Origin of the sequence: Halopseudomonas aestusnigri, assembly GCF_002197985.1 — a bacterium.
GTDB classification, from domain to species: domain Bacteria; phylum Pseudomonadota; class Gammaproteobacteria; order Pseudomonadales; family Pseudomonadaceae; genus Halopseudomonas; species Halopseudomonas aestusnigri.
The window spans coordinates 141,908-165,247 of the sequence record NZ_NBYK01000003.1 but is presented as its reverse complement, the minus strand read 5'-3'; the positions used below and the strand labels follow the sequence as shown (position 1 = coordinate 165,247).

21 protein-coding genes are annotated in these 23,340 nt (G+C 61.8%); 9 read left to right on the top strand and 12 right to left on the bottom strand.

What is annotated here, in order from left to right:
* Position 1 precedes the first annotated feature (1 nt).
* The 4 genes from B7O88_RS06905 to B7O88_RS06890 are packed head-to-tail and all read right to left on the bottom strand — an operon-like array spanning position 2 to position 2,193.
* Complete coding sequence (locus B7O88_RS06905; protein WP_200818433.1) at positions 2-1,180, bottom strand: AI-2E family transporter; 1,179 nt, start codon at positions 1,178-1,180, stop codon at positions 2-4.
* Positions 1,177-1,449 (bottom strand): hypothetical protein, encoded by a 273-nt coding sequence (locus B7O88_RS06900; protein WP_088274587.1) that lies wholly within the window; start codon positions 1,447-1,449, stop codon positions 1,177-1,179. Before B7O88_RS06900 ends, B7O88_RS06905 begins: the two co-directional genes overlap by 4 nt.
* Positions 1,418-1,897 (bottom strand): hypothetical protein, encoded by a 480-nt coding sequence (locus tag B7O88_RS06895; protein ID WP_088274585.1) that lies wholly within the window; start codon positions 1,895-1,897, stop codon positions 1,418-1,420. The genes B7O88_RS06900 and B7O88_RS06895 overlap by 32 nt, the downstream gene beginning before the upstream one ends.
* Complete coding sequence (locus B7O88_RS06890; protein WP_140418569.1) at positions 1,894-2,193, bottom strand: glycine zipper domain-containing protein; 300 nt, start codon at positions 2,191-2,193, stop codon at positions 1,894-1,896. The genes B7O88_RS06895 and B7O88_RS06890 overlap by 4 nt, the downstream gene beginning before the upstream one ends.
* A 310-nt stretch (positions 2,194-2,503) precedes the next feature.
* Here B7O88_RS06890 and B7O88_RS06885 point away from each other — a divergent pair, with 310 nt between their 5' ends.
* On the top strand, positions 2,504-3,682 hold the full coding sequence (locus B7O88_RS06885; protein ID WP_088274581.1) for a saccharopine dehydrogenase family protein: 1,179 nt from the start codon (positions 2,504-2,506) through the stop codon (positions 3,680-3,682).
* A gap of 116 nt (positions 3,683-3,798) precedes the next feature.
* Here B7O88_RS06885 and B7O88_RS06880 read toward each other — a convergent pair whose 3' ends face one another.
* From B7O88_RS06880 to B7O88_RS06870, 3 genes are all read right to left on the bottom strand, one after another.
* Positions 3,799-4,641: a 23S rRNA (adenine(2030)-N(6))-methyltransferase RlmJ gene (locus tag B7O88_RS06880; RefSeq protein WP_088274579.1), complete on the bottom strand. Its 843-nt coding sequence runs from the start codon at positions 4,639-4,641 to the stop codon at positions 3,799-3,801.
* A gap of 88 nt (positions 4,642-4,729) precedes the next feature.
* Positions 4,730-6,529, bottom strand: a complete 1,800-nt coding sequence (locus B7O88_RS06875) for a GspE/PulE family protein (protein WP_088274577.1) — start codon at positions 6,527-6,529, stop codon at positions 4,730-4,732.
* Between the two features lie 70 nt (positions 6,530-6,599).
* A complete protein-coding gene (locus B7O88_RS06870; RefSeq protein ID WP_088274575.1) occupies positions 6,600-8,003 on the bottom strand; it encodes a CYTH domain-containing protein in 1,404 nt (467 codons plus the stop codon).
* 127 nt (positions 8,004-8,130) lie between these two features.
* On the opposite strand from B7O88_RS06870, the gene B7O88_RS06865 reads away from it, so the two are divergent.
* From B7O88_RS06865 to B7O88_RS06845, 5 genes are all read left to right on the top strand, one after another.
* Positions 8,131-8,808 carry a TIGR00153 family protein gene (locus B7O88_RS06865; RefSeq protein WP_088274574.1) on the top strand — a complete coding sequence of 226 codons (678 nt, stop codon included), beginning with the start codon at positions 8,131-8,133 and terminating at the stop codon, positions 8,806-8,808.
* Between the two features lie 91 nt (positions 8,809-8,899).
* Complete coding sequence (locus tag B7O88_RS06860) at positions 8,900-10,159, top strand: inorganic phosphate transporter (protein ID WP_088274572.1); 1,260 nt, start codon at positions 8,900-8,902, stop codon at positions 10,157-10,159.
* An 86-nt stretch (positions 10,160-10,245) separates the two neighbouring features.
* Complete coding sequence (argE, locus tag B7O88_RS06855; protein ID WP_088274570.1) at positions 10,246-11,394, top strand: acetylornithine deacetylase; 1,149 nt, start codon at positions 10,246-10,248, stop codon at positions 11,392-11,394.
* Between the two features lie 63 nt (positions 11,395-11,457).
* On the top strand, positions 11,458-12,741 hold the full coding sequence (gene argA, locus B7O88_RS06850) for an amino-acid N-acetyltransferase (protein WP_088274568.1): 1,284 nt from the start codon (positions 11,458-11,460) through the stop codon (positions 12,739-12,741).
* A 168-nt stretch (positions 12,742-12,909) separates the two neighbouring features.
* A complete protein-coding gene (locus tag B7O88_RS06845) occupies positions 12,910-14,214 on the top strand; it encodes an OprD family porin (protein ID WP_088274566.1) in 1,305 nt (434 codons plus the stop codon).
* Positions 14,215-14,273: 59 nt separating this feature from the next.
* Here the strand turns inward: B7O88_RS06845 and B7O88_RS06840 are convergent, their stop codons facing one another.
* Positions 14,274-15,881, bottom strand: a complete 1,608-nt coding sequence (locus B7O88_RS06840; protein WP_160003162.1) for a carboxylesterase/lipase family protein — start codon at positions 15,879-15,881, stop codon at positions 14,274-14,276.
* Positions 15,882-16,139: 258 nt separating this feature from the next.
* Here B7O88_RS06840 and ilvD point away from each other — a divergent pair, with 258 nt between their 5' ends.
* Positions 16,140-17,978 (top strand): dihydroxy-acid dehydratase, encoded by a 1,839-nt coding sequence (gene ilvD / locus B7O88_RS06835; protein WP_088274562.1) that lies wholly within the window; start codon positions 16,140-16,142, stop codon positions 17,976-17,978.
* A 237-nt stretch (positions 17,979-18,215) separates the two neighbouring features.
* Positions 18,216-19,895, top strand: coding sequence for a putative bifunctional diguanylate cyclase/phosphodiesterase (locus B7O88_RS06830; RefSeq protein WP_088274560.1), 1,680 nt, complete (start codon positions 18,216-18,218; stop codon positions 19,893-19,895).
* Between the two features lie 3 nt (positions 19,896-19,898).
* Here B7O88_RS06830 and B7O88_RS06825 read toward each other — a convergent pair whose 3' ends face one another.
* Genes B7O88_RS06825 through B7O88_RS06810 form a run of 4 tightly spaced genes read right to left on the bottom strand, consistent with a single transcriptional unit; the run spans position 19,899 to position 22,785 of the window.
* The gene (locus tag B7O88_RS06825) at positions 19,899-20,411 is read right to left on the bottom strand and encodes a dihydrofolate reductase (RefSeq protein WP_088274558.1); all 513 of its coding nucleotides are present in this window, start codon (positions 20,409-20,411) and stop codon (positions 19,899-19,901) included.
* Positions 20,408-21,202, bottom strand: coding sequence for a thymidylate synthase (locus tag B7O88_RS06820; RefSeq protein WP_088274557.1), 795 nt, complete (start codon positions 21,200-21,202; stop codon positions 20,408-20,410). Before B7O88_RS06820 ends, B7O88_RS06825 begins: the two co-directional genes overlap by 4 nt.
* The gene (gene lgt / locus B7O88_RS06815; protein ID WP_088274555.1) at positions 21,199-21,993 is read right to left on the bottom strand and encodes a prolipoprotein diacylglyceryl transferase; all 795 of its coding nucleotides are present in this window, start codon (positions 21,991-21,993) and stop codon (positions 21,199-21,201) included. Before lgt ends, B7O88_RS06820 begins: the two co-directional genes overlap by 4 nt.
* Before the next feature lie 9 nt (positions 21,994-22,002).
* Positions 22,003-22,785, bottom strand: a complete 783-nt coding sequence (locus B7O88_RS06810; RefSeq protein ID WP_088274888.1) for a sulfite exporter TauE/SafE family protein — start codon at positions 22,783-22,785, stop codon at positions 22,003-22,005.
* A 225-nt stretch (positions 22,786-23,010) separates the two neighbouring features.
* Between B7O88_RS06810 and B7O88_RS06805 the strand changes: the two genes are divergently transcribed.
* On the top strand, positions 23,011-23,340 hold the full coding sequence (locus tag B7O88_RS06805) for a DUF4397 domain-containing protein (protein WP_160003163.1): 330 nt from the start codon (positions 23,011-23,013) through the stop codon (positions 23,338-23,340).

Below are 23,340 nucleotides of genomic sequence, written 5' to 3'. Positions count from 1 at the left end.
CTCAGATCGGGCTCTCGATCAGGTTCACCCAATGCGGCAGCAGGTTAAGGCGGTCGGCGGCCAGCTTCAGGCAGACCAGCAACGGCACAGCGATCAGCACGCCGACTACACCCCACAACCAGCCCCACAGAATAAGCCACAGCATCAGCACCAGCGGATGCAGCCGCATCCGCTGCCCCAGCACGGTCGGGGTAATAAACTGCGCTTCAACCAGATTGATGCAGAAGAACACCAGCGCGGGCAACAACGCCCCCAGGCTTGGGCCGTACTGCAACACACCGGCCAGACAGAGCACCAGCATGCCGATGACCGGGCCGACATAGGGCGCAAAATTGAGCAAGCCGACCATTACCCCCCAGAGCAGCGCGTCTTCCACGCCCATCAGTGACAATACGGCTGCGGTCACTGCGCCTAGCAGGGTGTTGATCAGACTGACGGTCAGGATGTAGCGCGACAGCTCGCGCTGGACCTGCTCCAGCAACTCGGTAGCCGCGTGCTTGTCACGGACCTGCGGCAGCACCCGGATAAAGGTGCTGTACAGTGATGGGCCGAAGATCAGCATGAACAGCACCAGCACCAGAAAGGTGAAAAACTGCGCAAGGACCGCAGGCGTCGCCCCCAGCGCCTTGACCATCACCTCCATACCGCCCTGCATCACCCGGTCCGACAATGCCGGATCGTTACCGGAAGCGGACGCAGAAGCCGGCGCAGGAGCAGCCTTCTCCTCCCGGAACCAGCCAAACAGACGGAGCCCATCAGACTCCTCCGCTTCCTGAGGCGCTGGTGCCTGCGTCGGCGCCAGCCGCCGACCAAAGGCGTCCAGCTCCTGCGACAATTGCGCCGACAGCTCGGGCAGGCGCTTGACCCATTTCTCCGCTGGCTCGGCCAGCTGCGCACCCAGCAGGGTAAAAGGCCCGCCGACCGCCGTCAGCAACAGCAGGGCAGAAAAGGTACGCGGCACATGGAAGCGCTTGAACAGGGCAACCAGCGGACTCAGCAGCAATGCAAACAGCGCGGCCACCACCACCGGCAGCAGCAACGTCTTGGCAAAATACAGGGTATAGAGACAGGCCAGTACCAGCAGCCAGATCAACACCTGCCGGCTGGACTGATCACCGCGTGGCAGTTCACTGGACTGACCGGATTCGCCCTGCCCGGATATCTCGCAGTGATCGCTCACAGCGGGCTCCAAAACTGCCGAACCATGCGCAACAGGCTCTCGGCCACCGGCAACAAGCGAACACCGAGCATCCCGAGCGAATGTGAACGCCCGGCACCCAGACGCTGGCTCAGTGCCCCGGCCAGCGCACCGCTGCCAACCAGCAGCGCGGGGGGAATCCTGCCCAACTGATGCTGCACCAGCGCACCGCTCAAGTGAACAATATCGATGCGCAACGCCAGCTGGTGATCCAGTTGCTCAATCTCGGCTATCAGCTGTGCTCGCTTCACGTGCGTCTCCCTGCATCAGGCGTTTCAGGTGGGCTTGGGTGCGGCGAAAGCCGATCGAATCCCGGTAACGCTTAAGTTGCCGCAGCAACAGCGCGATTCCGAGCACATGCAGCGCCAGCACGCACAGCAGCGCGACGGCAACCTGGCCACTCGACTGCCAGATCAGCCAGCCCAGCAGCAGACTGAACAGCAGCCAGGTGAACAGCATTAGCGGCACAAGCAGCAGCGAGAGCAGCAGCATCCGCCGGGCATCGCCCAGCGTCAGCTGCCACTCAAGGCGCAGCAGGGTAGCCAGTTCACCACCCGCAGCACTCAACTGACGCAACCACGCCGCAGTGTGGTCTACCAGCTCGCTTACCGCCTTGAGCGTGTCGGCATCCTGCGCGGCTGACCGGGTGTCGGCTTGTTGCTCATCAGATTCCTGCGGCGATTCACGCTCGTCGCTCATTTGCGCGAAAACAGCTGAGCCAGTACAAATCCGGCTGCGAATGCGATACCCAAGGTCGCCAGCGGTTTTTCACGCACATAGCTGGTTGCCTGATCGCCGAGCGCCTCGGCCTTTTCCCGGCCCTTGAGCAATTGCTCGAGCGCATCCTGCCTGACATCCATGCCAGCTGCCTGGGCCGCCGCCTTGAAGTGGTCTCGCGCCTCCAGCAGCTTCTCGTAGGCCTCGCCGACAGCCGCTTTGCTGGCCGCCAGTTCGGCGTCTTTGGCTGCGGGTTGGGTTGTCTTTTCTGCTGCCATTTCGATCTCCTTGACCTGTTTGCTGGTACCGCTCGGCGTCGCCAACGGCTCCACTACTATAGGCGCCGGGGACCAGTCGCGTCATCGGTCCGGTTTATTCGTGATCATTCGCCCTGCCGAAATCCGCTCCGGCGCATTTACTCTGCCTGGCAGGCAGGCGACGCTGAGCTGCAACAACGCTCGACGAACGCCCGATCTGTGCCAGACTCAAAGCCAGCGTCGGCAGAGCCCTCAGCATTTGGGACTGGCTCAGACACGGCAAGTTCAGATCGACTGCCCACCCGACCCTGCAAACCATGAGGACCCTTTAATGAGCAACACCCGTGAGTTCGACGTCATCGTTTACGGCGCGACCGGCTATACCGGCCGCCTGGTAGCCGAATATCTGTGCCAAGAGTACGGCAACGACAGCAACCTGCGCTGGGCCATGGCCGGCCGCAGCCAGAGCAAGCTTGAAGCGGTACGCGATGAAATCGGCGCGCCGGCCAGCACGCCGCTGGTTGTTGCCGACACCGAAGACCTGGCAAGCCTGAAAGCGATGGTTGAACGCACCAAAGTCGTGCTGACCACCGTCGGCCCGTACCAGCTCTATGGACCGGAACTGGTACGCATCTGCGCGCAAACCGGCACCGATTACGTGGACCTGTGCGGTGAGCCGGCCTGGATGCGACAGATGATCGACGCCCACGGCGAGACGGCGAAACAGAGCGGCGCACGTATCGTCTTCTCCTGCGGTTTCGACTCCATTCCCTTTGATCTGGGGGTCTACTTCCTGCAGCAGGCCGCGAAGGAGCAACTCGGCTGTGCGCTGCCGCGCATCAAGGGTCGGGTGCGCAAGATGAAGGGCACCTTCTCCGGCGGCACCGCGGCCAGCCTGAAGGCGACCATGGCAGCCGCCAAGGCCAACCCCGAAATATTCAAGCTGCTGGCCAACCCGTTTGCCCTGACCCCCGGCTTCACCGGCCCGGCGCAGCCGCCAGCCATGAAGCCCGAGTACGACGAGTCACTGGGCAGCTGGGCAGCCCCGTTCATCATGGCGGCCATCAACACCCGCAACGTCCATCGCTCCAATGCGTTGCTGGGCCATGCCTACGGCGAGGACTTCGTCTACGACGAAATGCTGCTGACCGGGCCCGGAGAGCAGGGCGAAGCCATCGCCAAGGCGGTTGCCGGCGACAAGTCACTGGCCAGCGATGATGCACCAAAGCCGGGCGAAGGCCCAAGCAAGGAAGAGCGCGAAACCGGCTTCTACGATGTGCTGTTTATCGGCGAAGCTGCCGACGGCCGCACCCTCAAAGCCAGCGTTGCCGGCAAGCGTGACCCTGGCTACGGCTCGACCTCACGCATGATCGCCGAGAGCGCGATCTGTCTGGTGCGCGACGCCACCGACACCCAGGGCGGTATCTGGACGACCGCTCCGGCGATGGGCGACAAACTGATCAAGCGCCTGCAGGAGCACGCAGGGCTGACGTTCAAGCTGGAGAGTTGAGTCCAACGGCGGAGACGCCTGCGGCGTTCTCCGCCCTACCTGACTCATCGCGCGATAATCCAGGCGGGCGCGGCATGCCGCGCCCCTACGCCAATGCGCCCCGGTGCGCTCTGATATCAGGGTGCGCCGGCGAGCCAATCCATCCGCCAGCTCCCGCCACCGGCCTGCGCCAGTTCGCGGCTGAGCCACGGCAGCACCTGTTCCAGCTCCTCCCAGATCGGCCACGGCGGATTGATCAGCATCATACCGGAACCGTTCAGGCCCAACTGGTTGTCGACCGGACGCACATTCAGCTCGACTCGCAACGCCTTGGGCGCGCCGCTGTCCGCGATGCCCTGATAAAAGTCCTTGAGCAGACGCTGGTCCTTGATCGGATACCAGATCGCAATCACAGTCTGGCGCATGCGGCTGATCGCCTGCGCGACACCGGCAACGCAGCGTTCCAGGTCGTCGGTCTTCTCGAACGGTGGGTCCAGCAGCCAGAGCGCACGTTTTTCCGGCACCGGCAAAAAGGCCTTGGGCAATTCAAAACCGTTGCGCTGATGCACCGCTATATCCGGCTGACCGGCAAAGTGCTCACGCAGGGTTTCGGCGTCTTCCGGATGCAGTTCGCTGACGATCATGCGGTCCTGCTCGCGCAATAATTCGGCCATGATCTGCGGCGAGCCCGGATACCAGCGCAGTTCACCATCCGGGTTGTGGCGCGCTACCGCGTCGCGGTAGTCGGCCAGCCACAACGGCAGATCATCCCGGGACCACAAGCGGGCAATGCCGTCGATGTACTCGCCGGTCTTGCCGGCTGCCTCGCCCTGCAGATCATACAGCGCAGTACCCGCGTGGCTGTCGAAACAGCACAGCGGCGTCTCCTTGCGCTGCATCAGCTCCAGCAGGCGGCGCAGCAGCGCATGTTTCAGGACATCGGCATGATTGCCGGCGTGATAACTGTGGCGGTAGTTCATGGGCAGTCCCGCGGAGATACGTGAGCGAAAGCGCGCATTCTAGCAGGCATCGCCAGCACAGCGCCGAGCATCCGCTGTCAACGCCAGATCAGCCTTGCTGACTGTTCGGCGTCACCCGTAACACTTCCTCGATCGTAGTCAGCCCGGCGCCGACCTTCTGCGCGCCGGACAGGCGCAGACTGTGCATCCCTTCCTTGTAGGCCTGACGCCGCAGCTGCGCGATGTCGGTGTCGTTATGTATCAGCGCCTTGATGCCATCGCTCAGCATCATCAGCTCATACACACCCGCGCGGCCGCGATAGCCGGTCTCCCGACATTCCAGGCAGCCCGCAGCGGCGTGCGAACGGGTCGGCAGCGGGGCACTCCACGGCTGGGTCAGATCCACCCAGGCCTCCTCGTCCACCGGTGCCGGCGCCTTGCAGTGCGGGCACAGCGTGCGCACCAGTCGCTGGGCCATCACGCCGAGCACAGTGGCCTTGATCAGATAGGGCGCAACGCCAAGCTCGATCAGCCGGCTGACAGCACTGGGTGCGTCGTTGGTGTGCAGGGTCGACAGCACCAGGTGCCCGGTCAGCGCAGCCTGGATCGCCATCTCGGCGGTTTCCAGGTCGCGAATCTCGCCGACCATGATGATGTCCGGGTCCTGCCGCATCAGCGCACGCACGCCGCTGGCAAAGTTGAGGTCAATATTGTGCTGGACCTGCATCTGGTTGAAGCTGTCCTCGACCATCTCGATGGGATCTTCGATGGTGCAGACGTTAACCTGCGGCGTGGCCAGCTGTTTGAGCGTGGTGTACAAGGTGGTGGTCTTGCCGGAGCCGGTCGGCCCGGTGACCAGCACGATACCGTTGGGCTGGCTGACCATCTGCTGCCAGCGGCGCTGATCCTCAGCGGAAAAGCCCAGCTGATCAAAACTGCGCAGCAGCACATCCGGATCAAAGATCCGCATCACCATTTTTTCGCCAAAGGCGGTTGGCAGGGTCGAGAGCCGCAGCTCGACTTCATTGCCCTTCGGCGCCCGGGTCTTGATCCGGCCGTCCTGCGGCTTACGCTTCTCCGCCACATTCATCCGGCCAAGGGTTTTCAGCCGGCTGACCACCGCCATGGTGACCTGAATCGGAAATTGATAAACGGTGTGCAGCACGCCATCGATACGCAGACGCACGCAACCGGAATCGCGCCGCGGCTCGATATGAATATCGCTGGCACGCTGCTCGAAAGCGTACTGGAACAGCCAGTCGACGATATTGACCACGTGGGCATCGTTGGCGTCCGGCTCCTGACTCATGCTGCCAAGGTTAAGCAGCTGCTCGAAGTTGCCGACGCCGCTGGCCTTCTGATCGGTCGCATTGGCACCGGTCACGGAACGAGCGAGTCGATAGAACTCCACCGAATAGCGCTGCAGGTCTTCCGGATTGGCAATGACCCGACGGATATCGCGCTTGAGCACATGCCGCAGGTTGTCTTCCCAGCTCTGCACAAAGGGCTGGGCACTGGCGATGGTGACCTCCCGATCATTCACTTCCACCGCCAGAATCCGGTGACGCTGGGCGAACGCGAAGGACATCAGTGGTGTTACCGCCGATACGTTGATCTTCAGCGGATCAATGCGATACCAGGGCTGGTCGCTCTCGCTGGCCAGCCAGCGACTGAGGCTGTCCAGATCCAGCGTTTTGCCCGGCCGACCCAGGTCATCGACATTCTGACCGGCGATAAACTCCAGCGGGTGCAGCTTGGCGGTATCGCCGACGGCTGAGCGACGCAGCGTGACAAGGTGGTCTGCGCTGTCCTGACTGATACGCCCCTGCGCCACCAGCGCGTTAAGAAAATCGCCCAGATCCAGCGGCCGATCACTGCCCGGTATTGCCAGATCCGCCAACCTCTTCATACCCAGCTCCCCTACCCGTCCGTTCGTTTGTTTCACGGCTGCGATCCGGCAGCCGCCTTTCAGCCAGCTGTCAGTTGTTCAGTTCACGCCAGGCGTTGAGTCTGCGCAGGCGCACACCCTGTTTGCGCAACGCGGCCAGCAGCAGGTCACGCTGCTCGTCAGCGACCTGCGGATACTGCTCAAGCAGGGCCTGCAGCTTGTTCAGCTCACCGAACAGGCGGTCCGGTTCGGATACATCGAGCCACTGCCGAAACTGGGCCAGCAACATGTGCAGACGGCTCAGCCGAGGCAGTTGATCCAGCCACTCGCTGACCATGTGCTCGGAGTCGTTATTGTGCGGCACACGCAGCTCCTGGATTTCCTTGCCGACCGCTGCCAGCAGCCAACGCTCCAGCGCCAGGCCTGCCACCCGATCACCGCGCGGCGGGCGATCCTGCGTCCAGCTGCGCTGCTGCAGCCAGAGCGCCAGCTCAACGAACAGGGCGCCCCAGCCCGGTTGTTCGAGCTGACGATCAAACTCGGCTTCCGCCGCACGGCGAGCCGCTTCACCTTCGGCGTCATCGGCCCAGCCCGCCAGTACCAGCGGCTGAAACAGGGCCAACAGGGCATCCAGCGGGCCGACAAAGGGGCTGGCAGCAGAGCGCGGCAACGCAAGATCGAATACGGCAAAGGCCGCGCGCAGCTGCGCCAGCGCATCAGACAGTTCGCGGAACAGCTTCCACTGGCGGGCATGGCGATACTGTTCCGCCAGACGCTGAACGCGGCCCAGCAGCTGACTGAAAAGCTCGGCGATAACCTCGTCGACAACGGTATCCGCCTGCCAGCGCGGCGGCTCCAGCCGCAGACTGAAACTGCGCGCGTCAAACAGCCGATAACCACGCTCGGCCTTGCTGATATCACATGGCATCAGAGGCAGTTCGCGGGCCAGCGCATGTGCCAGCTCCAGCAGGGCAACCGCCGGCCCCTGACGCACCTCCAGCTCCAGCTCGCTGATCGGCTCGCTGCCGCTGTCGGTTCGCACCTCGCCTTCGTCCAGCGCCGCCTCGACCTCGACCCTCTCGCCATCGCGCTCCCAGCAAAGCTGCGCGCGGGTACGCTGAAAGTCGGTGGTAAACACCGGCTGCAGGCTGGTCTTGTCCAGCTCGGCCAACTCGGCCGGCCAGCAGCTGTCGTCCAGCAGAGCCAGATCCAGTTCACCTTTCTTGAGATACCAGTCCCACTCGTTGCGCTCGGACAGGCCTGCGACACTTTGTCCCCGGCTCTTGAGCGTCTGGATAAAGGTGTCGCCATCGCGGCGCAACCGCAGCGCCACCCTGGAGGCGGCGAGATCACGGTTGGCTGTATCAAAGTACTGGTTGTACAGCGGGCCGCTTTGCCAGTCGCCCTGACGGCGCTCATTGAGCAACGGATGGGCGCGCAGCGCTGCCAGTACATCGGCACTGGCGCGCAGCTTGATTTCGGTTTCTTTGACCATGGGACATTCTCGGCAACACCGTCGGCAGTCGATGCCAACGATGAAAAGTGTTCAATTGTTTTCAATTTGATGACGGCTGCAAGCTCAACACCTATACTTTGCGGCCTCAATTCCAGCGGGAGGCGTCATGCCACACAATCCGTTCCTCACTCTGTTCGGTCGTTCACCGATCGGCCCAATGCAGCAGCACATTGCCAAGGCCCACGAATGCGCGGCCCAGTTGCTGCCCTTCATCGACGCACTGCAGGCCGAGGACTGGACCGAAGCAGAGCGCCTGCAAAAGCAGGTGGCCCAGCTTGAACGCGACGCAGACAAACTGAAGAAGGATGTCCGTGTTCACCTGCCCAAGAGCCTGTTCCTGCCCGTACCGCGCTCCGATCTGCTGGAGCTGCTCAGTGTACAGGACAAAGTCGCCAACCGTGCCAAGGATATCGCCGGCCTGATGTTCGGCCGCCGTATGGTGATTCCGCCAAGCCTGTTCCCCGACTTCCGCGCGTTTGTACAGCGCTCGATCGATGCAGCGGCTCAGGCACTGAAGGCCATGAACGAGCTGGACGAGCTGCTGGAAACCGGATTTGCCGGCCGCGAGGTCACCCTGGTCGAGCGTCTGATCGAGGAACTGGACCGCATCGAGCATGACACCGACAACATGCAGATCGGTCTGCGTGCGCAGCTGTTCAAGCTCGAGAAGGACTGGCCACCGGTTGATGTGATGTTTCTGTACCAGATCATTGAATGGATTGGTGATGTCGCCGACCGCGCCCAGCGCGTCGGTAACCGCCTGGAACTGCTGATGGCCCGCTAGGAAGCGACCGAACGGCCAGCAGCACCATGACGGACTTTCCGCCCTGACGGAAAGCCGCCAGCCCATGCACCCGTTTTAGAGTATTAGAGATATGACCCTGATTGCAGAGTACGGCTCCATCCTGCTGATCCTTGCCTGTCTTTTCGGCTTCTTCATGGCCTGGGGCGTCGGCGCCAACGATGTTGCCAATGCCATGGGTACCTCGGTCGGCTCCCGCGCGCTGACCATCAAGCAGGCAATCTTCATTGCCATCGTCTTCGAGTTTCTCGGCGCCTACCTGGCCGGCGGATCGGTGACCCAAACCATCCGCAGCGGCATCATTGATGCAGAGGCGATCAGCCCCGACCAGATGGTGTTCGGCATGATGGCTTCACTGCTGGCCGCCGGCACCTGGCTGCTGGTCGCCTCGATCAAGGGCTGGCCGGTATCGACCACCCACTCGATCATTGGCGCAGTCATCGGTTTTGGTGCAGTCGGCGTCTCGATGGAAGCCGTGCACTGGGAAGGCGTCACCCCGATCGTCGCCAGCTGGGTAATCTCGCCGCTCCTCTCGGGCATCGTTGCCTTCATGATCTTCATCAGCGTGCACCGGCTGATTCTCGATACCGAAAACCCCTTCAGCAACGCCAAGCGCTACGTTCCCTTCTATATGTTTGCGGTTGGCTTTGTCGTCACCATCCTGACCCTGACCAAGGGCCTCAAGCACATCGGCCTGGACCTCAGCGGCTGGCAAAGCCTTGGGCTGGCCGTGATCGCCGGCATACTGGTTGCCGGGCTGGGCGTGACCCTGCTGAGCCGCATCAAGGCCGACCCGGAAGCGGACAAAAACTTCCACTTCGCCAGTGTGGAAAAGGTGTTTGCGGTATTGATGATCTTCACCGCCTGCGCCATGGCCTTCGCCCACGGCTCCAATGACGTCGCCAATGCCGTCGGCCCGCTGGCCGCCATCGTTGGAGTACTGCACTCCGGCGGCGAAGTGGCGAGCAAGTCGCTGGTACCCGGCTGGGTCCTGCTGCTTGGCGCAATCGGTATCGTTGTTGGTCTGGCCACCTACGGCTACCGCGTCATCGCCACCATCGGCAAACACATCACTGAACTGACGCCGAGCCGCGGCTTTGCAGCCGAACTCGCTACTGCCACCACGGTCGTCGGAGCGTCTAGCATCGGCCTGCCGATCTCTACCACCCACACCCTGGTAGGGGCGGTCCTCGGGGTCGGCCTGGCCCGCGGCATTGGCGCGCTGAACCTGCGCGTGATCGGCACCATCTTCAGCTCCTGGGTCGTCACCCTGCCAGCCGGCGCCATTCTCTCGATCATCTATTTCTATATCCTCACCGGGATTTTCAGCTGACTATCCGCCAGCGGCGGCGTAAGCTGAAGCGACACGTGCGTCGGGTGTTCTGACAGGCAGAACACCCGCCTCAACCGGAGTTGCCCATGCCCTTGCCGCCCCTGAAGGATCAGTTCGACGCCCTGCTGAGGCTCCCTTCGATCAGCTGCACCCAGGCAGACCTGGATCAGAGCAATCTACCCGTAGTAGAACTGCTGGCCAGTTGGCTGAGCGATCTGGGTTTTGAATGCCGCATCCTGCCGATTGCCAATCAGCCCGGCAAGGCCAACCTGCTCGCCAGTTTTGGCAGCGGCCCCGGCGGCCTGGTCATGGCCGGCCATACCGATACCGTTCCCTGCAATCCGGAGCGCTGGCAGCACGATCCCTTCGCCCTGACCGAAGCAAACAACCGCTGGTATGGACTTGGCAGCTGCGACATGAAGGGCTTCTTCCCGCTGATCATCGAAGCAGTGCGCAGCTACCTGAACCAGCCGTTCAAGCAACCGCTGATCATCCTCGCCACTGCCGACGAGGAAAGCTCCATGAGCGGCGCCCGGGCACTGGTGGCAGCCGACTTCAGCCAGGCACGCCACGCGATCATCGGCGAGCCCACCGGCATGCGGCCAATTCGCCTGCACAAGGGCATCATGATGGAGCGCATCGATATCATCGGGCAGGCTGGTCACTCCTCGGATCCGAGCCTTGGCCACAACGCCATGGAGGCCATGCATGCCGTCATCAGCGACCTGCTGCAATTGCGCGGTACCTGGCAAAAGCGCTGGAGCAACCCGCTGTTCGGCGTGCCCACCCCGACGCTGAATCTGGGCTGCATTCATGGCGGTGACAATCCGAACCGGATCTGTGCCAAGTGCGCGCTGGAGTTCGATATCCGCCCGCTACCCGGCATGAACGGTGATGAACTGCGCGCGGCGATCCGCGAACGGCTTTTGCCGATCGCCGCCGAACACCAGGTACAGATCGACTACAAGCCGCTGTTTCCCGGCGTGCCGGCCTTCGAGACTCCCGCTGACGCGCCGATCGTCCGCGCCTGCGAAGAGCTGACCGGGCAAAGCGCCGGTGCTGTCGCCTTCGCCACCGAGGGGCCATATCTCAACCAGCTCGGTATGCAGACACTGATTCTCGGTCCCGGGGATATCGATCAGGCGCACCAGCCGGACGAGTTTCTCGCCCTGGACCGCCTGCAGCCCACCATCGATCTGCTGCAAGGGCTGATCCGACGCTTTTGCCTGCAGTAACAGGGCTGCTTGAAGCCTCACCCGCAAACCCCTTTAATAGCTCTTTTGTCTGGAACACCGCGCATGCTCGACTACGTCAACTGGTTCCGTCACTCGACGCCCTACATCAACCAGCACCGGGACTGTACCTTCGTGCTGCTGCTGCCGGGCGAAGCCATGATCCACGCCAACTTCAACAACATCATCCACGACATCATGCTGCTCAACAGCCTTGGCGTGCGTCTGGTGCTGGTGCATGGTTCACGCCCGCAGATTGAGGAACGACTGGCCCTGCGCGGCATTCGCTCGCAGTATCACAATGACCTGCGTGTTACCGACATTGATACCCTCAGCTGCGTGATTGATGCTGTCGGCAGTCTGCGCATCGCCATAGAAGCGCGCCTGTGCGCCCAGCAATCAGGTAGCCGGTTGCGGGTGGTCAGCGGCAATCTGGTTACCGCCAAGCCCATCGGCGTGGTAGACGGGGTCGACTTCCACCATACCGGCGAAGTGCGCAGGATCGATCGCAAGGCCATCACCCGCCATCTTGACGAGCAAAATATCGTACTGCTCTCCAGTCTCGGTTACTCACCAACCGGCGAGGCATTCAATCTGGCCTGCGAAGATGTCGCCACCAGCGTGGCCGTTGCCCTGGGCGCCGACAAGCTGATTCTGTTTGGCGAAGATACCGGTATCCGGGACGAGGATGGCGAACTGCTGCGTGAACTGAAGCCCACACGCGCAGCGCCACTGCTGGCCAAGCTCGGCAACAGCCAGCCCGGCACCCTGCTGCAGGCGGCCTGCAAGGCCTGTAACGCCGGTCTGCGGCGCAGCCATATTGTCAGTTTTGCCGAAGATGGTGCTCTGCTGACCGAGCTGTTCACCCGTGACGGCGGCGGCACACTGGTCAGTCAGGAAGCCTTTGAACAGATTCGCGGCGCCAGCATCGACGATGTCGGCGGGCTGCTGGAGCTGCTGCGCCCGCTGGAAGAGGCCGGTATTCTGGTGCGCCGCTCACGCGAAGTCCTGGAGACCGAAATCGGCCAGTTCACCCTGATCGAACGGGACGGTCGCATTATCGGCTGCGCCGCGCTGTACCCGCTGGAAGGCTCCCGCGCTGCAGAACTGGCCTGTGTCGCGATCGACCCGGCCTACCGCCAGGGCGGCCGGGGCGATCAGTTGCTGCAACACATTGAGCGTCAGGCACGCAGCCTGAAGATCGATACCTTGTTCGTGCTGACGACCCGTACAGCTCACTGGTTCCGCGAACGCGGCTTCGAACCCAGCAGCGTAGAGCGGCTGCCTGCCAAACGGGCGGCACTGTACAACTTGCAGCGCAACTCAAAGGTATTTGAAAAAAAGCTATAAGAAAATAACTTTTTATTCCTTCTAGAACCTAAATATTTCACTTATGTTACGGCGTCGCCTGAACAGCGATGCCGCAACTTCTGTTCCGCCCGAGCCCTGAAGCCTACCTCCAGAGTGCAAATGCCGACAGCCCAAGCGCGGCACGCCCACTCTACTTCGGAGCTTCCAATGAAACGCCACACCCTTGCCAGCGCCATCGCCGCAAGCCTTTTCGGCCTGTCCCACTCTGCCGCCGCCAGCGCGCTGATCGAAGACAGCAAGGCCACCCTGGATACCCGCAATTTCTATTTCAACCAGGACAACCGCAGCGGCGACGCCGCTCCGTCCTATGGTGAAGAATGGGGCCAGGGTTTTGTCCTCAACTTCCAATCGGGCTACACAAAAGGCCCTGTCGGCCTCGGCTTTGATGCGATAGCGCAGTTGGGCATTCGCCTGGACTCGGGCGGACGCACCAGCAAGGCCGACCGCAGCCGCAACCCGGGCAATCTGTTTCCGCTCGACAGCAATGGCCGCGCCGCAGACGAGTTCAGCCGCATCGATTTTGCCGCCAAGGCGCGCATCGCCAACACTGAACTGCGCTATGGTGTACTGCAGCCCAAGCTGCCGGTTCTGACGTACAACGACGGTCGCCTGCTGCCGCAAACCTTCCGCGGCGCACAGATAAGTTCCGGCGATATCGACAAACTCAAGCTGACCGTCGGCGAGATTCGTCAGGCCAGCGGCCGCGCGTCCAGTGACTACGATGACCTGCGCATTGCCGGCGGCAGCGAGCGGGTTGACCGCTTCCGCTACGCCGGCGGCGACTACGCCCTGACCGAGAACCTGACCACGTCCTACTACTTCGCCGAGCTGAAGGACTACTATCGCCAGCACTACCTCGGCGCAGTGCATAACCTCGCCCTGGGCGACGGCAAGCTGACCACCGACCTGCGCTACTTCGACAGCAATGCCCACGGCGCCAACGACGACCAGCGTGCGGGCTACGGTGCCAGCGGCTTCAACAACAACGGCGAAGTTGATAACCGGGCCGCCAGTGCGCTGTTCACTTTCAGCCAGAGCGGTCACAGCCTGGGGCTGGGCTACCAGCACCTGAGCGGCAACAGCAACTTCCCGTTTATCAACAACGGCGACGGTGCTACTGCCTACCTGATCACCGACTCGCAGATCGGCAAGTTCCAGCGTGCCGGTGAACGTACCTGGCTGGCACGCTACGGTTACGACTTTACCGCAGCCGGCGTGCCCGGCCTGAAGGCAACCGCCAGCTACCTGCGCGGCACCGACGTGGACAGCGCCGTTGCAGGAGCCGACAGCGAATGGGAGCGCGACCTGCGTGTGGATTACAAGGTGCAGAGTGGCTACCTGAAGGACCTTGGCATCTCCCTGCGCCACGCCAGCCTGCGCAGCGAAGTCGCCGGCCAGCGTGATGTCGACGAAGTACGCGCTATCCTCAGCTACAGCTTCGTGCTGCGGTAACGCCAGAGGTGGGCCGGAACACCGTCTCCGGCCCACCTCCGCGAAAAGGACAGGTCGTATCAGACCTCAGGAGTCCAGTAGTCACAGCGATGCACGCTGCGAAACACCGAACGGGAAAGAGGCTGTACCTCAGGTGTCTCGAACGAGACCATGCCACCGGCACTATCACCGTAATCTACCCAGGTCAGGTCGTCATGGCTTGGATTACCGGACCGGGCGAAGGCCGTCCAGGCACGGCTCATGATATCGGCCAGAGCGACCTGATCGTCGGTTGCGCCGCGCACTCGGAACGAGTCGTCGGTACCGAAGATGTAGGCCAGCTCAGAGGCGTGCGTTGCCCCCAGCGTCAGCCAACTCGGAGCGACAATACCTGGCGACGGCGCGTCGCGATCGGCAAACTCGTAGACGAATAGCGGCTGGCTGCCGTTCTCCGCAACGCTGGCTGCCTGCACGCTGGCATTACAGGCAAAATTGCCATCAGTGCCCACCGCAGTCATCAACGCCGCGTAATCATCGCTGAAGTCAGACGCCGGATAGAGCGCGACAACATTCGGCGTTTCCACCGGTCCAACGCTATTGTTGAGCAGAAACTGGTAATTCGCCTGAGTGATCGGATTCAACTCCCCGCGGCTGGCCAGAAAATAACTCCATTCATCCGAGTTGGTTCCCATCAGCAACGGCACATCATTAAATTCGCCTGCTGCCAGGCCTTGATTGACCGAGGCGGGCAATACATCAGGCCGCAATGTCGGTGTCACCGTCCCGGGTGCGATAGCCATAATCTGCGCAACACTTTTGCTGCGCATGCACTCAACCTCTTGCGCAGCTGTCGCTGCATCACAGCCAAGAAGGGTAGCGAAGCCCTCTCCGGCACTTTCGGCCACCGCCATTGACGCCTGCACCCTGCTGTAGGAGCCACTCTGCACAATCGCCTTGGCAAACAGCCCGGCAGAGGCAGGTGACACCAGATGGCTAAGAACGCTCAAGCCGCCAGCCGACTCACCAAAAATGGTGACATTGGCAGGGTCACCAGCAAAGGCTTCGATATTATCCTGCACCCACTGAAGCGCCATCTGCTGATCCAGAATGCCGTAACTACCGGACGCGCCCTGCTCCTCAGTCAAACCCGGATGAGCGGTAAAGCCCAGCTTGCCCAGGCGGTAATTTACCGTCACGACAACAATATCCTCCGCAACCAGCCGCGGGGGTACATAGGTGCCACCACCTGAACCAAACACAAAGGCGCCACCATGGAACCACACCATCACCGGATGCGGGCCCCGGTTTTTGGGGGTAAACACGTTCAGGTACAGACAGTCCTCGGCCTCGTCGAAGGTCTGCCCCGCCTGGGGACAGGCACTGCCGTAGGCATCTGCAGCGCGCTCCTCGTCCCAGCCAGCTGCTGCCTGTGGCGCAGCGAAGCGCAAATCCCCGACCGGTGCTGCAGCGTACGGAATTCCCAAGAACTCGAAATAGCCCTCTTGCTCAACCCCGCGCACATCACCAGAGAGGGTGGTGCGCAAATCGGTTGGCTCTTCCACCGTTGCGGCACCATCAGATGATGAGCCACCGCCACCGGACAGGCAGCCGGTCAGGGAAAGGGACGTCGTCACCACAGCTGCCAGTGCCAGCCGCACGGGGGGAAAATTCGAAAGCAATGTCTGCACAGGCGTCGTCTCCATTTACTTTTTTTATCTGCCCGACGGCAGCCGCCCACAATCAAACGGGGCTGCCGGAGCGCTTCCTGTTTACCGCAGCGCCATGCCGATCCAGAGGCCGAAAAAGCGCGCTCGATATCAATACAACATCTCGCCGTAATGCTCTGTAACTCAAAAAGACTACATGCCGACGCCCGCGACACGGCTGCATGCCGCCCCGTGAATTGGTATGCTTGCCCGACTGCACTACACCACGAGAACTCCGTCATGCCTGATTACCGCTCGAAAACATCCACCTTCGGCCGCAACATGGCCGGCGCCCGCGCCCTGTGGCGCGCTACCGGCATGAAGGACGAAGACTTCAAGAAGCCGATCATCGCCATCGCCAACTCCTTCACCCAGTTCGTGCCCGGCCACGTTCACCTGAAGGATCTGGGCCAACTGGTCGCGCGGGAAATCGAGAAGGCCGGTGGTGTCGCCAAGGAATTCAACACCATCGCAGTCGACGACGGCATCGCCATGGGTCACGACGGCATGCTCTATTCGCTGCCCAGCCGCGAAATCATCGCCGACTCGGTCGAGTACATGGTCAACGCCCACTGCGCCGACGCCATTGTCTGCATATCCAACTGCGACAAGATCACCCCCGGCATGCTGATGGCTGCCCTGCGCCTGAATATCCCGGTGGTGTTCGTCTCCGGCGGCCCGATGGAAGCCGGCAAGACCAAACTGGCCAGCCACGGTCTGGATCTGGTTGACGCCATGGTCGTCGCTGCCGACGATTCCTGCTCCGACGAGAAGGTCGAAGAGTACGAGCGTAGCGCCTGCCCGACCTGCGGCAGCTGCTCCGGCATGTTTACCGCCAACTCGATGAACTGTCTGACCGAAGCACTGGGGCTGTCACTGCCGGGCAACGGCTCGACGCTGGCGACCCACAGCGACCGTGAGCAACTGTTCCTGCGCGCCGGTCGTCTGGCGGTCGAGTTGTGCCAGCGCTACTATGGCGAAGGCGACGAGTCGGTTCTGCCGCGCAACGTAGCCAGCTTCAAGGCGTTCGAGAACGCCATGACGCTGGACATCGCCATGGGCGGTTCGACCAACACCATCCTGCACCTGCTGGCTGCCGCCCAGGAAGCCGAAATCGACTTCGACCTGCGCGACATCGACCGCCTGTCGCGCAAGGTACCGCAGTTGTGCAAGGTGGCGCCGAACATTCAGAAGTACCACATGGAAGACGTGCACCGCGCTGGCGGCATCTTCTCCATCCTTGGCGAACTGGCCCGTGGTGGCCTGCTGCACACCGACGTGCCGACCGTGCACAGCCCGAGCATGGCCGACGCCATCGCCCAGTGGGACATCACACAGACCGATGACGAAGCGGTACACACCTTCTTCAAGGCCGGTCCGGGCGGTATCCCGACCCAGACCGCGTTCAGCCAGAGCACCCGCTGGGACAGCCTGGACGATGACCGCGCCGAGGGCTGTATCCGCTCGGTCGAGCACGCCTACTCGCAGGAAGGCGGTCTGGCGGTACTGTACGGCAACATCGCGCTCGATGGCTGTGTGGTCAAGACCGCCGGTGTAGACGAATCCATCCACGTGTTTGAAGGCAACGCCAAGATCTTCGAGAGCCAAGACAGCGCGGTCAAAGGCATTCTCAACGACGAGGTCAAGGCTGGCGATATCGTGATCATCCGTTACGAAGGTCCGAAAGGCGGCCCGGGCATGCAGGAAATGCTCTACCCCACCAGCTACCTGAAGTCCAAGGGCCTGGGCAAAGACTGCGCCCTGCTGACCGATGGTCGCTTCTCTGGCGGCACCAGTGGCCTGTCAATCGGCCACGCCTCACCCGAGGCCGCCGCTGGGGGTGCCATCGGTCTGGTTGAGGACGGCGATCGCATTCTGATCGACATCCCCAACCGCAGCATCAACCTGCTGGTGTCGGATGAAGAACTGGCAAAACGCCGCGCCGCGCAGGACGCCAAAGGCTGGAAACCAGCCGCACCACGCCCGCGCAAGGTCAGCACCGCGCTGAAGGCCTACGCCCTGCTGGCCACCAGCGCCGACAAGGGCGCAGTGCGCAACAAGGCGATGCTCGACGACTGATACAGCACTCCCTCGCGCGCAGGGGCCCTGCCCCTGCGCCAACTTCCCGCCATAGCAAACAAACAAGCAAAAGCAAAGACAAAAATCCGGCATTACAGGCCATTAGCCATACCGCCTGTCGGAGATTTTGCGCTGTTTGACACGAATGAATGGGCTGTCAAAGCGTGACGGCGTTAACATACAGCGGTGACAAAACCGTGCATGGACGAATAACACCAGCTGACTGGGCCCGCACTCATGGAACGCGCAGCACGCAAGATATTGGTGGTTGAATCAAATCCGGCAAAGCGGGCACACCTGCTCGATCTGTGCCGCGCCCCTTCGGCCGGCCCATTTGATGTCGATATCTGCACCAGCGTACGCGACGCAGCCACCCGTCTGAGTGCCAGCGACTACGACGCCTGCCTGCTGCCCAATGAACCCAGCCTGCTGCAGGACGCCCGCCGAGCCAGCGCCGAAACCCTGTTGCTGCTGATCAGCGACGACGACAGCCCCGAGCGTGACAGCGCCGCCATAGACGGCGGTGCGGACGACATCCTGCCGCGGGAAAGCCTCAACGCCGACGCACTCACGCGCGCACTGATCAACGCAGAGCGTCGTCGAAGCAGTGGCGAGAAACTGCACCAGATGGCACGCCAGGATCCGCTGACCGGCCTTGGCAATCGGGCCCTGCTCGAGTCCGAGCTGGACCGCATGATCCTGCGCGGGCAACGCAGCCCGACCGGCTTCGCCCTGCTCTATATCGACCTGGACTACTTCAAGCAGATCAACGATACCTTCGGCCATGGCCTGGGTGACCTGCTGCTCGCCGTGATCGCCAACCGGCTGCGCCGGACCATGCGCCAGGATGACCTGATCGCACGGATAGGCGGCGACGAGTTTGTTGCCCTGCTCAACGACCTGCACGACCCGAACGATGCCGCCCTGATCGCCAGCAAGATCATTCATACGCTGAGCGAACCCATAACCCTCAGTGGCCATCATCTGCTGGTGTCAGCCAGTGTCGGCATTGCCACCTTCCCCGGCCACGGCGCTACGGCAGCAGAATTGCTGCAGCATGCGGACCAGGCGCTGTATCGCGCAAAAGCCAACGGTCGTAACGGATATGCCTTTTTCAACCCGCAGCGCGATGCCGAAACCCGCCACAATCTGGACATCGAGCAAGGTCTGCGACACGGGTTGCTCGAGGGCCAGTTCCGCCTTCACTATCAACCCATCGTCGATACCAACCACGGCGACACCGTGGCCTGGGAGGCGCTGCTGCGCTGGCAGCACCCCCAACTCGGCTTGCTGACACCGGATGCCTTCCTCAAGCTGGCGGAACACAGCGGGCTGATCCTGCCGATGGGCCACTGGGTTATCGGCCAGGCGCTACAGGCGGTAAAACAGTGGCTGGATGCCGGCATACATTGCCGACTGTCGATCAACATCAGCGATCGCGAACTCAAGCAGCCGCGCTTTGTGGACCAGTTGCGCCAGCTCCTGCTGCGAAGCAAGGTGCCGCCGCACATGATTCAGCTGGAGCTGCGCGAAGACACGCTGCTGCAGCACGCCAGCCAGGCAACGGCACTGTGCACGGCTCTGCACGAGCTGGGCGTAGAAATCTGGCTGGATCACTTTGGCTCGGAGTACGGTGCGCTGGGCTACCTTAGCCGTCTGCCAATCAGGGGCGTCAAGGTCGACTGCCGCACGCTCAGTGAAAACCCGTCCCCCGAGCAGGGCGCCTACCTGCAAAACCTCATCACCCTGTCACGGGGCATGAACAAGCAAGTCGCGGCCAACTATGTCGAGGATGCCCGGGTTGCCGACCAGCTCTCGCGCTGGGGCGGCAACCTGCTTCAGGGGTACTGGATCGGCAAACCGCGCCCCCTCGAGGAACTGATCGGCCAGGCCGCGTCCTCGCCTGTCCTCAACTGACCCTCAGCGCCGGCGCTCAAGCACCTGGTAGGCGTGGGCGGGGTAGCCGTCACCGGCAGCCACTGCCCGCTCACTGACCAACAGCCACTGGGCTGCATCCAGTTCCGGGAACCATGCATCCCCGTCCGGCGCCGATTCGATACGGGTCAGATACAACCGGCCGGCATCTTCCAGGCACTGGCGATACAAGGTCTCGCCACCAATCACCATCACCTCGTCCACGCCATCAATCGCCGCTTGCTGCTCGGCGAAGTCGAGCGCAGCTTCAATGGAGTCGAACACCTCGGCACCCGGCAGCTGCAGGCCCGACTGGCGGCTAACCACAATATTGGTGCGGCCCGGTAGCGCTCGACCCAGCGAGTCAAAGGTCTTGCGACCCATGATGATCGGCTTGCCCAGAGTGGTCGCCTTGAAATAACGCAAGTCCTCCGGCAGATGCCAGGGCATGGTATTATCCAGACCGATCACCCGGTTACTGGCCATGGCCGCAATCATGGCAATTTTGACATGACTCATACCGCCACCGGCGCCTTGATGTGCGGATGCGACTGGTAGCCTACCAGCTCGAAATCCTCGAAACGGAACGCCAGCAGATCGCTCACCTCGGGGTTCAACTTCATGGTCGGGAGCGGCAGCGGCTCACGGGTCAGCTGCAGATCGGTCTGCTCGATATGGTTGGCGTACAGGTGACAGTCGCCGCCGGTCCAGATGAACTCGCCTGCCTGCAGGTCACAGACCTGCGCCACCATCAGTGTCAGCAGCGCGTAGCTGGCGATGTTGAACGGTACACCCAGGAAGATATCCGCCGAGCGCTGATACAGCTGGCAACTCAGCTTGCCGTCGGCAACATAGAACTGGAACAGCGCATGACACGGCGGCAGCGCCATCTGATCAACCAGCGCCGGGTTCCAGGCCGATACGATCAGTCGGCGCGAGTCCGGGTTGCTCTTGATCATCGCAATCAGCTTGCTGATCTGATCAATGGATTCGCCGTTTGGCGCCGGCCAGCTGCGCCACTGGTAGCCGTAAACCGGACCCAGATCGCCATTCTCGTCAGCCCATTCGTCCCAGATCGAGACACCGTTTTCCTTCAGGTAACGGATATTGGTGTCACCCTGCAGAAACCACAGCAGCTCATGGATGATGGACTTGAGATGACATTTTTTGGTCGTCACCAGCGGAAAGCCCTCAGCCAGATCAAAGCGCATCTGGTGGCCGAACACGCTGTAGGTACCGGTGCCGGTCCGATCACTCTTGAAGGTGCCGTTCTCGCGCACGTGGCGCATCAGGTCGAGATACTGTTTCATGCGGTGCGCCCCTCACGCCGGTAGGCCAGCCCCATCAACAGGGCGCCAAGTAAAATCATGGGAATACACAGCAGCTGGCCCATGGTCAGCCACCCGAAAGCAAGATAGCCGAGTTGGGCGTCCGGCACACGGACAAACTCGACGGCAAAACGGAAGCAGCCATAGCAGATGGCAAACAGGCCGCTAACGGCCATGGTCGGGCGCGGCTTACGCGAGTAGAACCAGAGAATGGTAAACAGCGCGACGCCTTCCAGAGCAAACTGATACAGCTGCGACGGATGGCGCGCCAACTGCTCGGGATCGGTCGGGAAGACCATCGCCCACGGCACGTCGGTCGCCTTGCCCCATAACTCGGCATTGATAAAGTTGCCGATGCGGCCGGCCCCCAGACCGATCGGCACCAGTGGTGCAACGAAATCGACCAGTTCGAAAAAGCGCTTGTTGTGCTTGCGCGAGAACCACAGCAGCGCCAGCAGCACGCCGAGCAAGCCGCCGTGGAACGACATGCCACCCTTCCAGATCTCCAGCACCAGCAGCGGGTTGCTGATATAGGACGCCAGATCGTAAAACAGCACATAACCCAGACGTCCGCCGGCAATCACGCCCAGCGCCACCCAGAACACCAGATCGGACAGCGTCTCCTTGTTCCAGGTCGGGTCAAAATCGGCCAGCCTGCGACGGGCCAGCCACCAGGCACCGCCGATACCGATCAGGTACATCAAGCCGTACCAGTGAATCTTCAGCGGACCAATGGCCAATGCCACCGGGTCAATCTGGGGGTAAGTCAACATGCGATATCCCTAGACAAGAAAGTTGATTCCAACACAAAGCAGCAGCAGGGCAAACAGGCGCTTGAGCAGATCCTGGGACAGCCGGTGCGCAAGCCGCGCGCCGAACCCCGCGAACAGCATACTGGTAGACGCAATACCGATCAGCGCCGGTAAATATACATATCCCAGACTCCAGGACGGCAGCCCGGTTTCATCCCAGCCGGTAAAAATAAAGGATATGGCACCCGCCAGCGCAATCGGCAGTCCGCAGGCCGATGAGGTGGCCACCGCCTGCTGCATCGGCACGCTGCGCCAAACCAGAAACGGTACCGTCAACGACCCGCCGCCAATACCAAAGATGGCCGATGCCCAGCCGATGACACCGCCAGCAATACCCAGCGACGGCTTGCCCGGCTCAGTCAGCGCCGCCTTTGGCTGCAACTTGAAAGCCATCTGGGTGGCCACACAAATAGCAAATACACCAATTATCTTCTGCAGCACCGGGCCACTGATCTGCGCGGCGGTCAGCGCACCCAGCACGGTGCCGAGCACAATCCCGGCCGTCAGCCAGACAAACAGACGCCAGCGCACAGCACCCTTTGCATGGTGCGCACGAATCGCATTGATCGAGGTGAATACGATGGTTGCCAGCGAGGTGCCGACCGCCATATGGGTCAGCACGTCCGGGGCAATGCCCTGCAGGGCAAAACTGTAGACCAGCACCGGCACAATGATCATGCCGCCGCCAACACCGAACAGTCCAGCCAGCGTACCGGCAAAACCACCCAAAACCAGATACAGCAAAAATTCCACAGACACCTCGATAAACCGGCGGCAAACAGCCGGAACCCAGACAGCCCGATAGTGTACTCCTTCCGCCATCATTTTCCTGCAAAGGCATCCAAATAGCGGCATTAAGCCATTATCAGGACACATTTTGCATAATCTTTGTATAAGTTATTTTTCACCATGTATAAGAAATACCTCTAGGTTAACAGGGCAGTAAATAACCTTCATCCTGATCAAGAGGAACTGACAGTGAAAGCCCTGACTCTTATTTTGGTCGCCATCTCCGTCGCGTTGAGCGGCTGTCTCGGCGGTGGTGGTGGCAGCAGCTCTTCTGCCGGCCCGTCGGCGGAAGTACGCGTTTTACATGCGGCAACAGACGCCCCGGCTGTGGATATTTACATCAATGGCAATCTCGCCATCGAGGACCTGGACACCTTTACCGCCACCGCATTTACCCGGGTACCGGCCGAACCGCTCACCATAGATGTGCGAGCGGCAGGCGCTGCTGCCGACTCCGAGCCCGTCTTCAGCACCGAGGTAACCCCCGTTCGCGGCAAGGACTACACCCTGGTAGCCTAG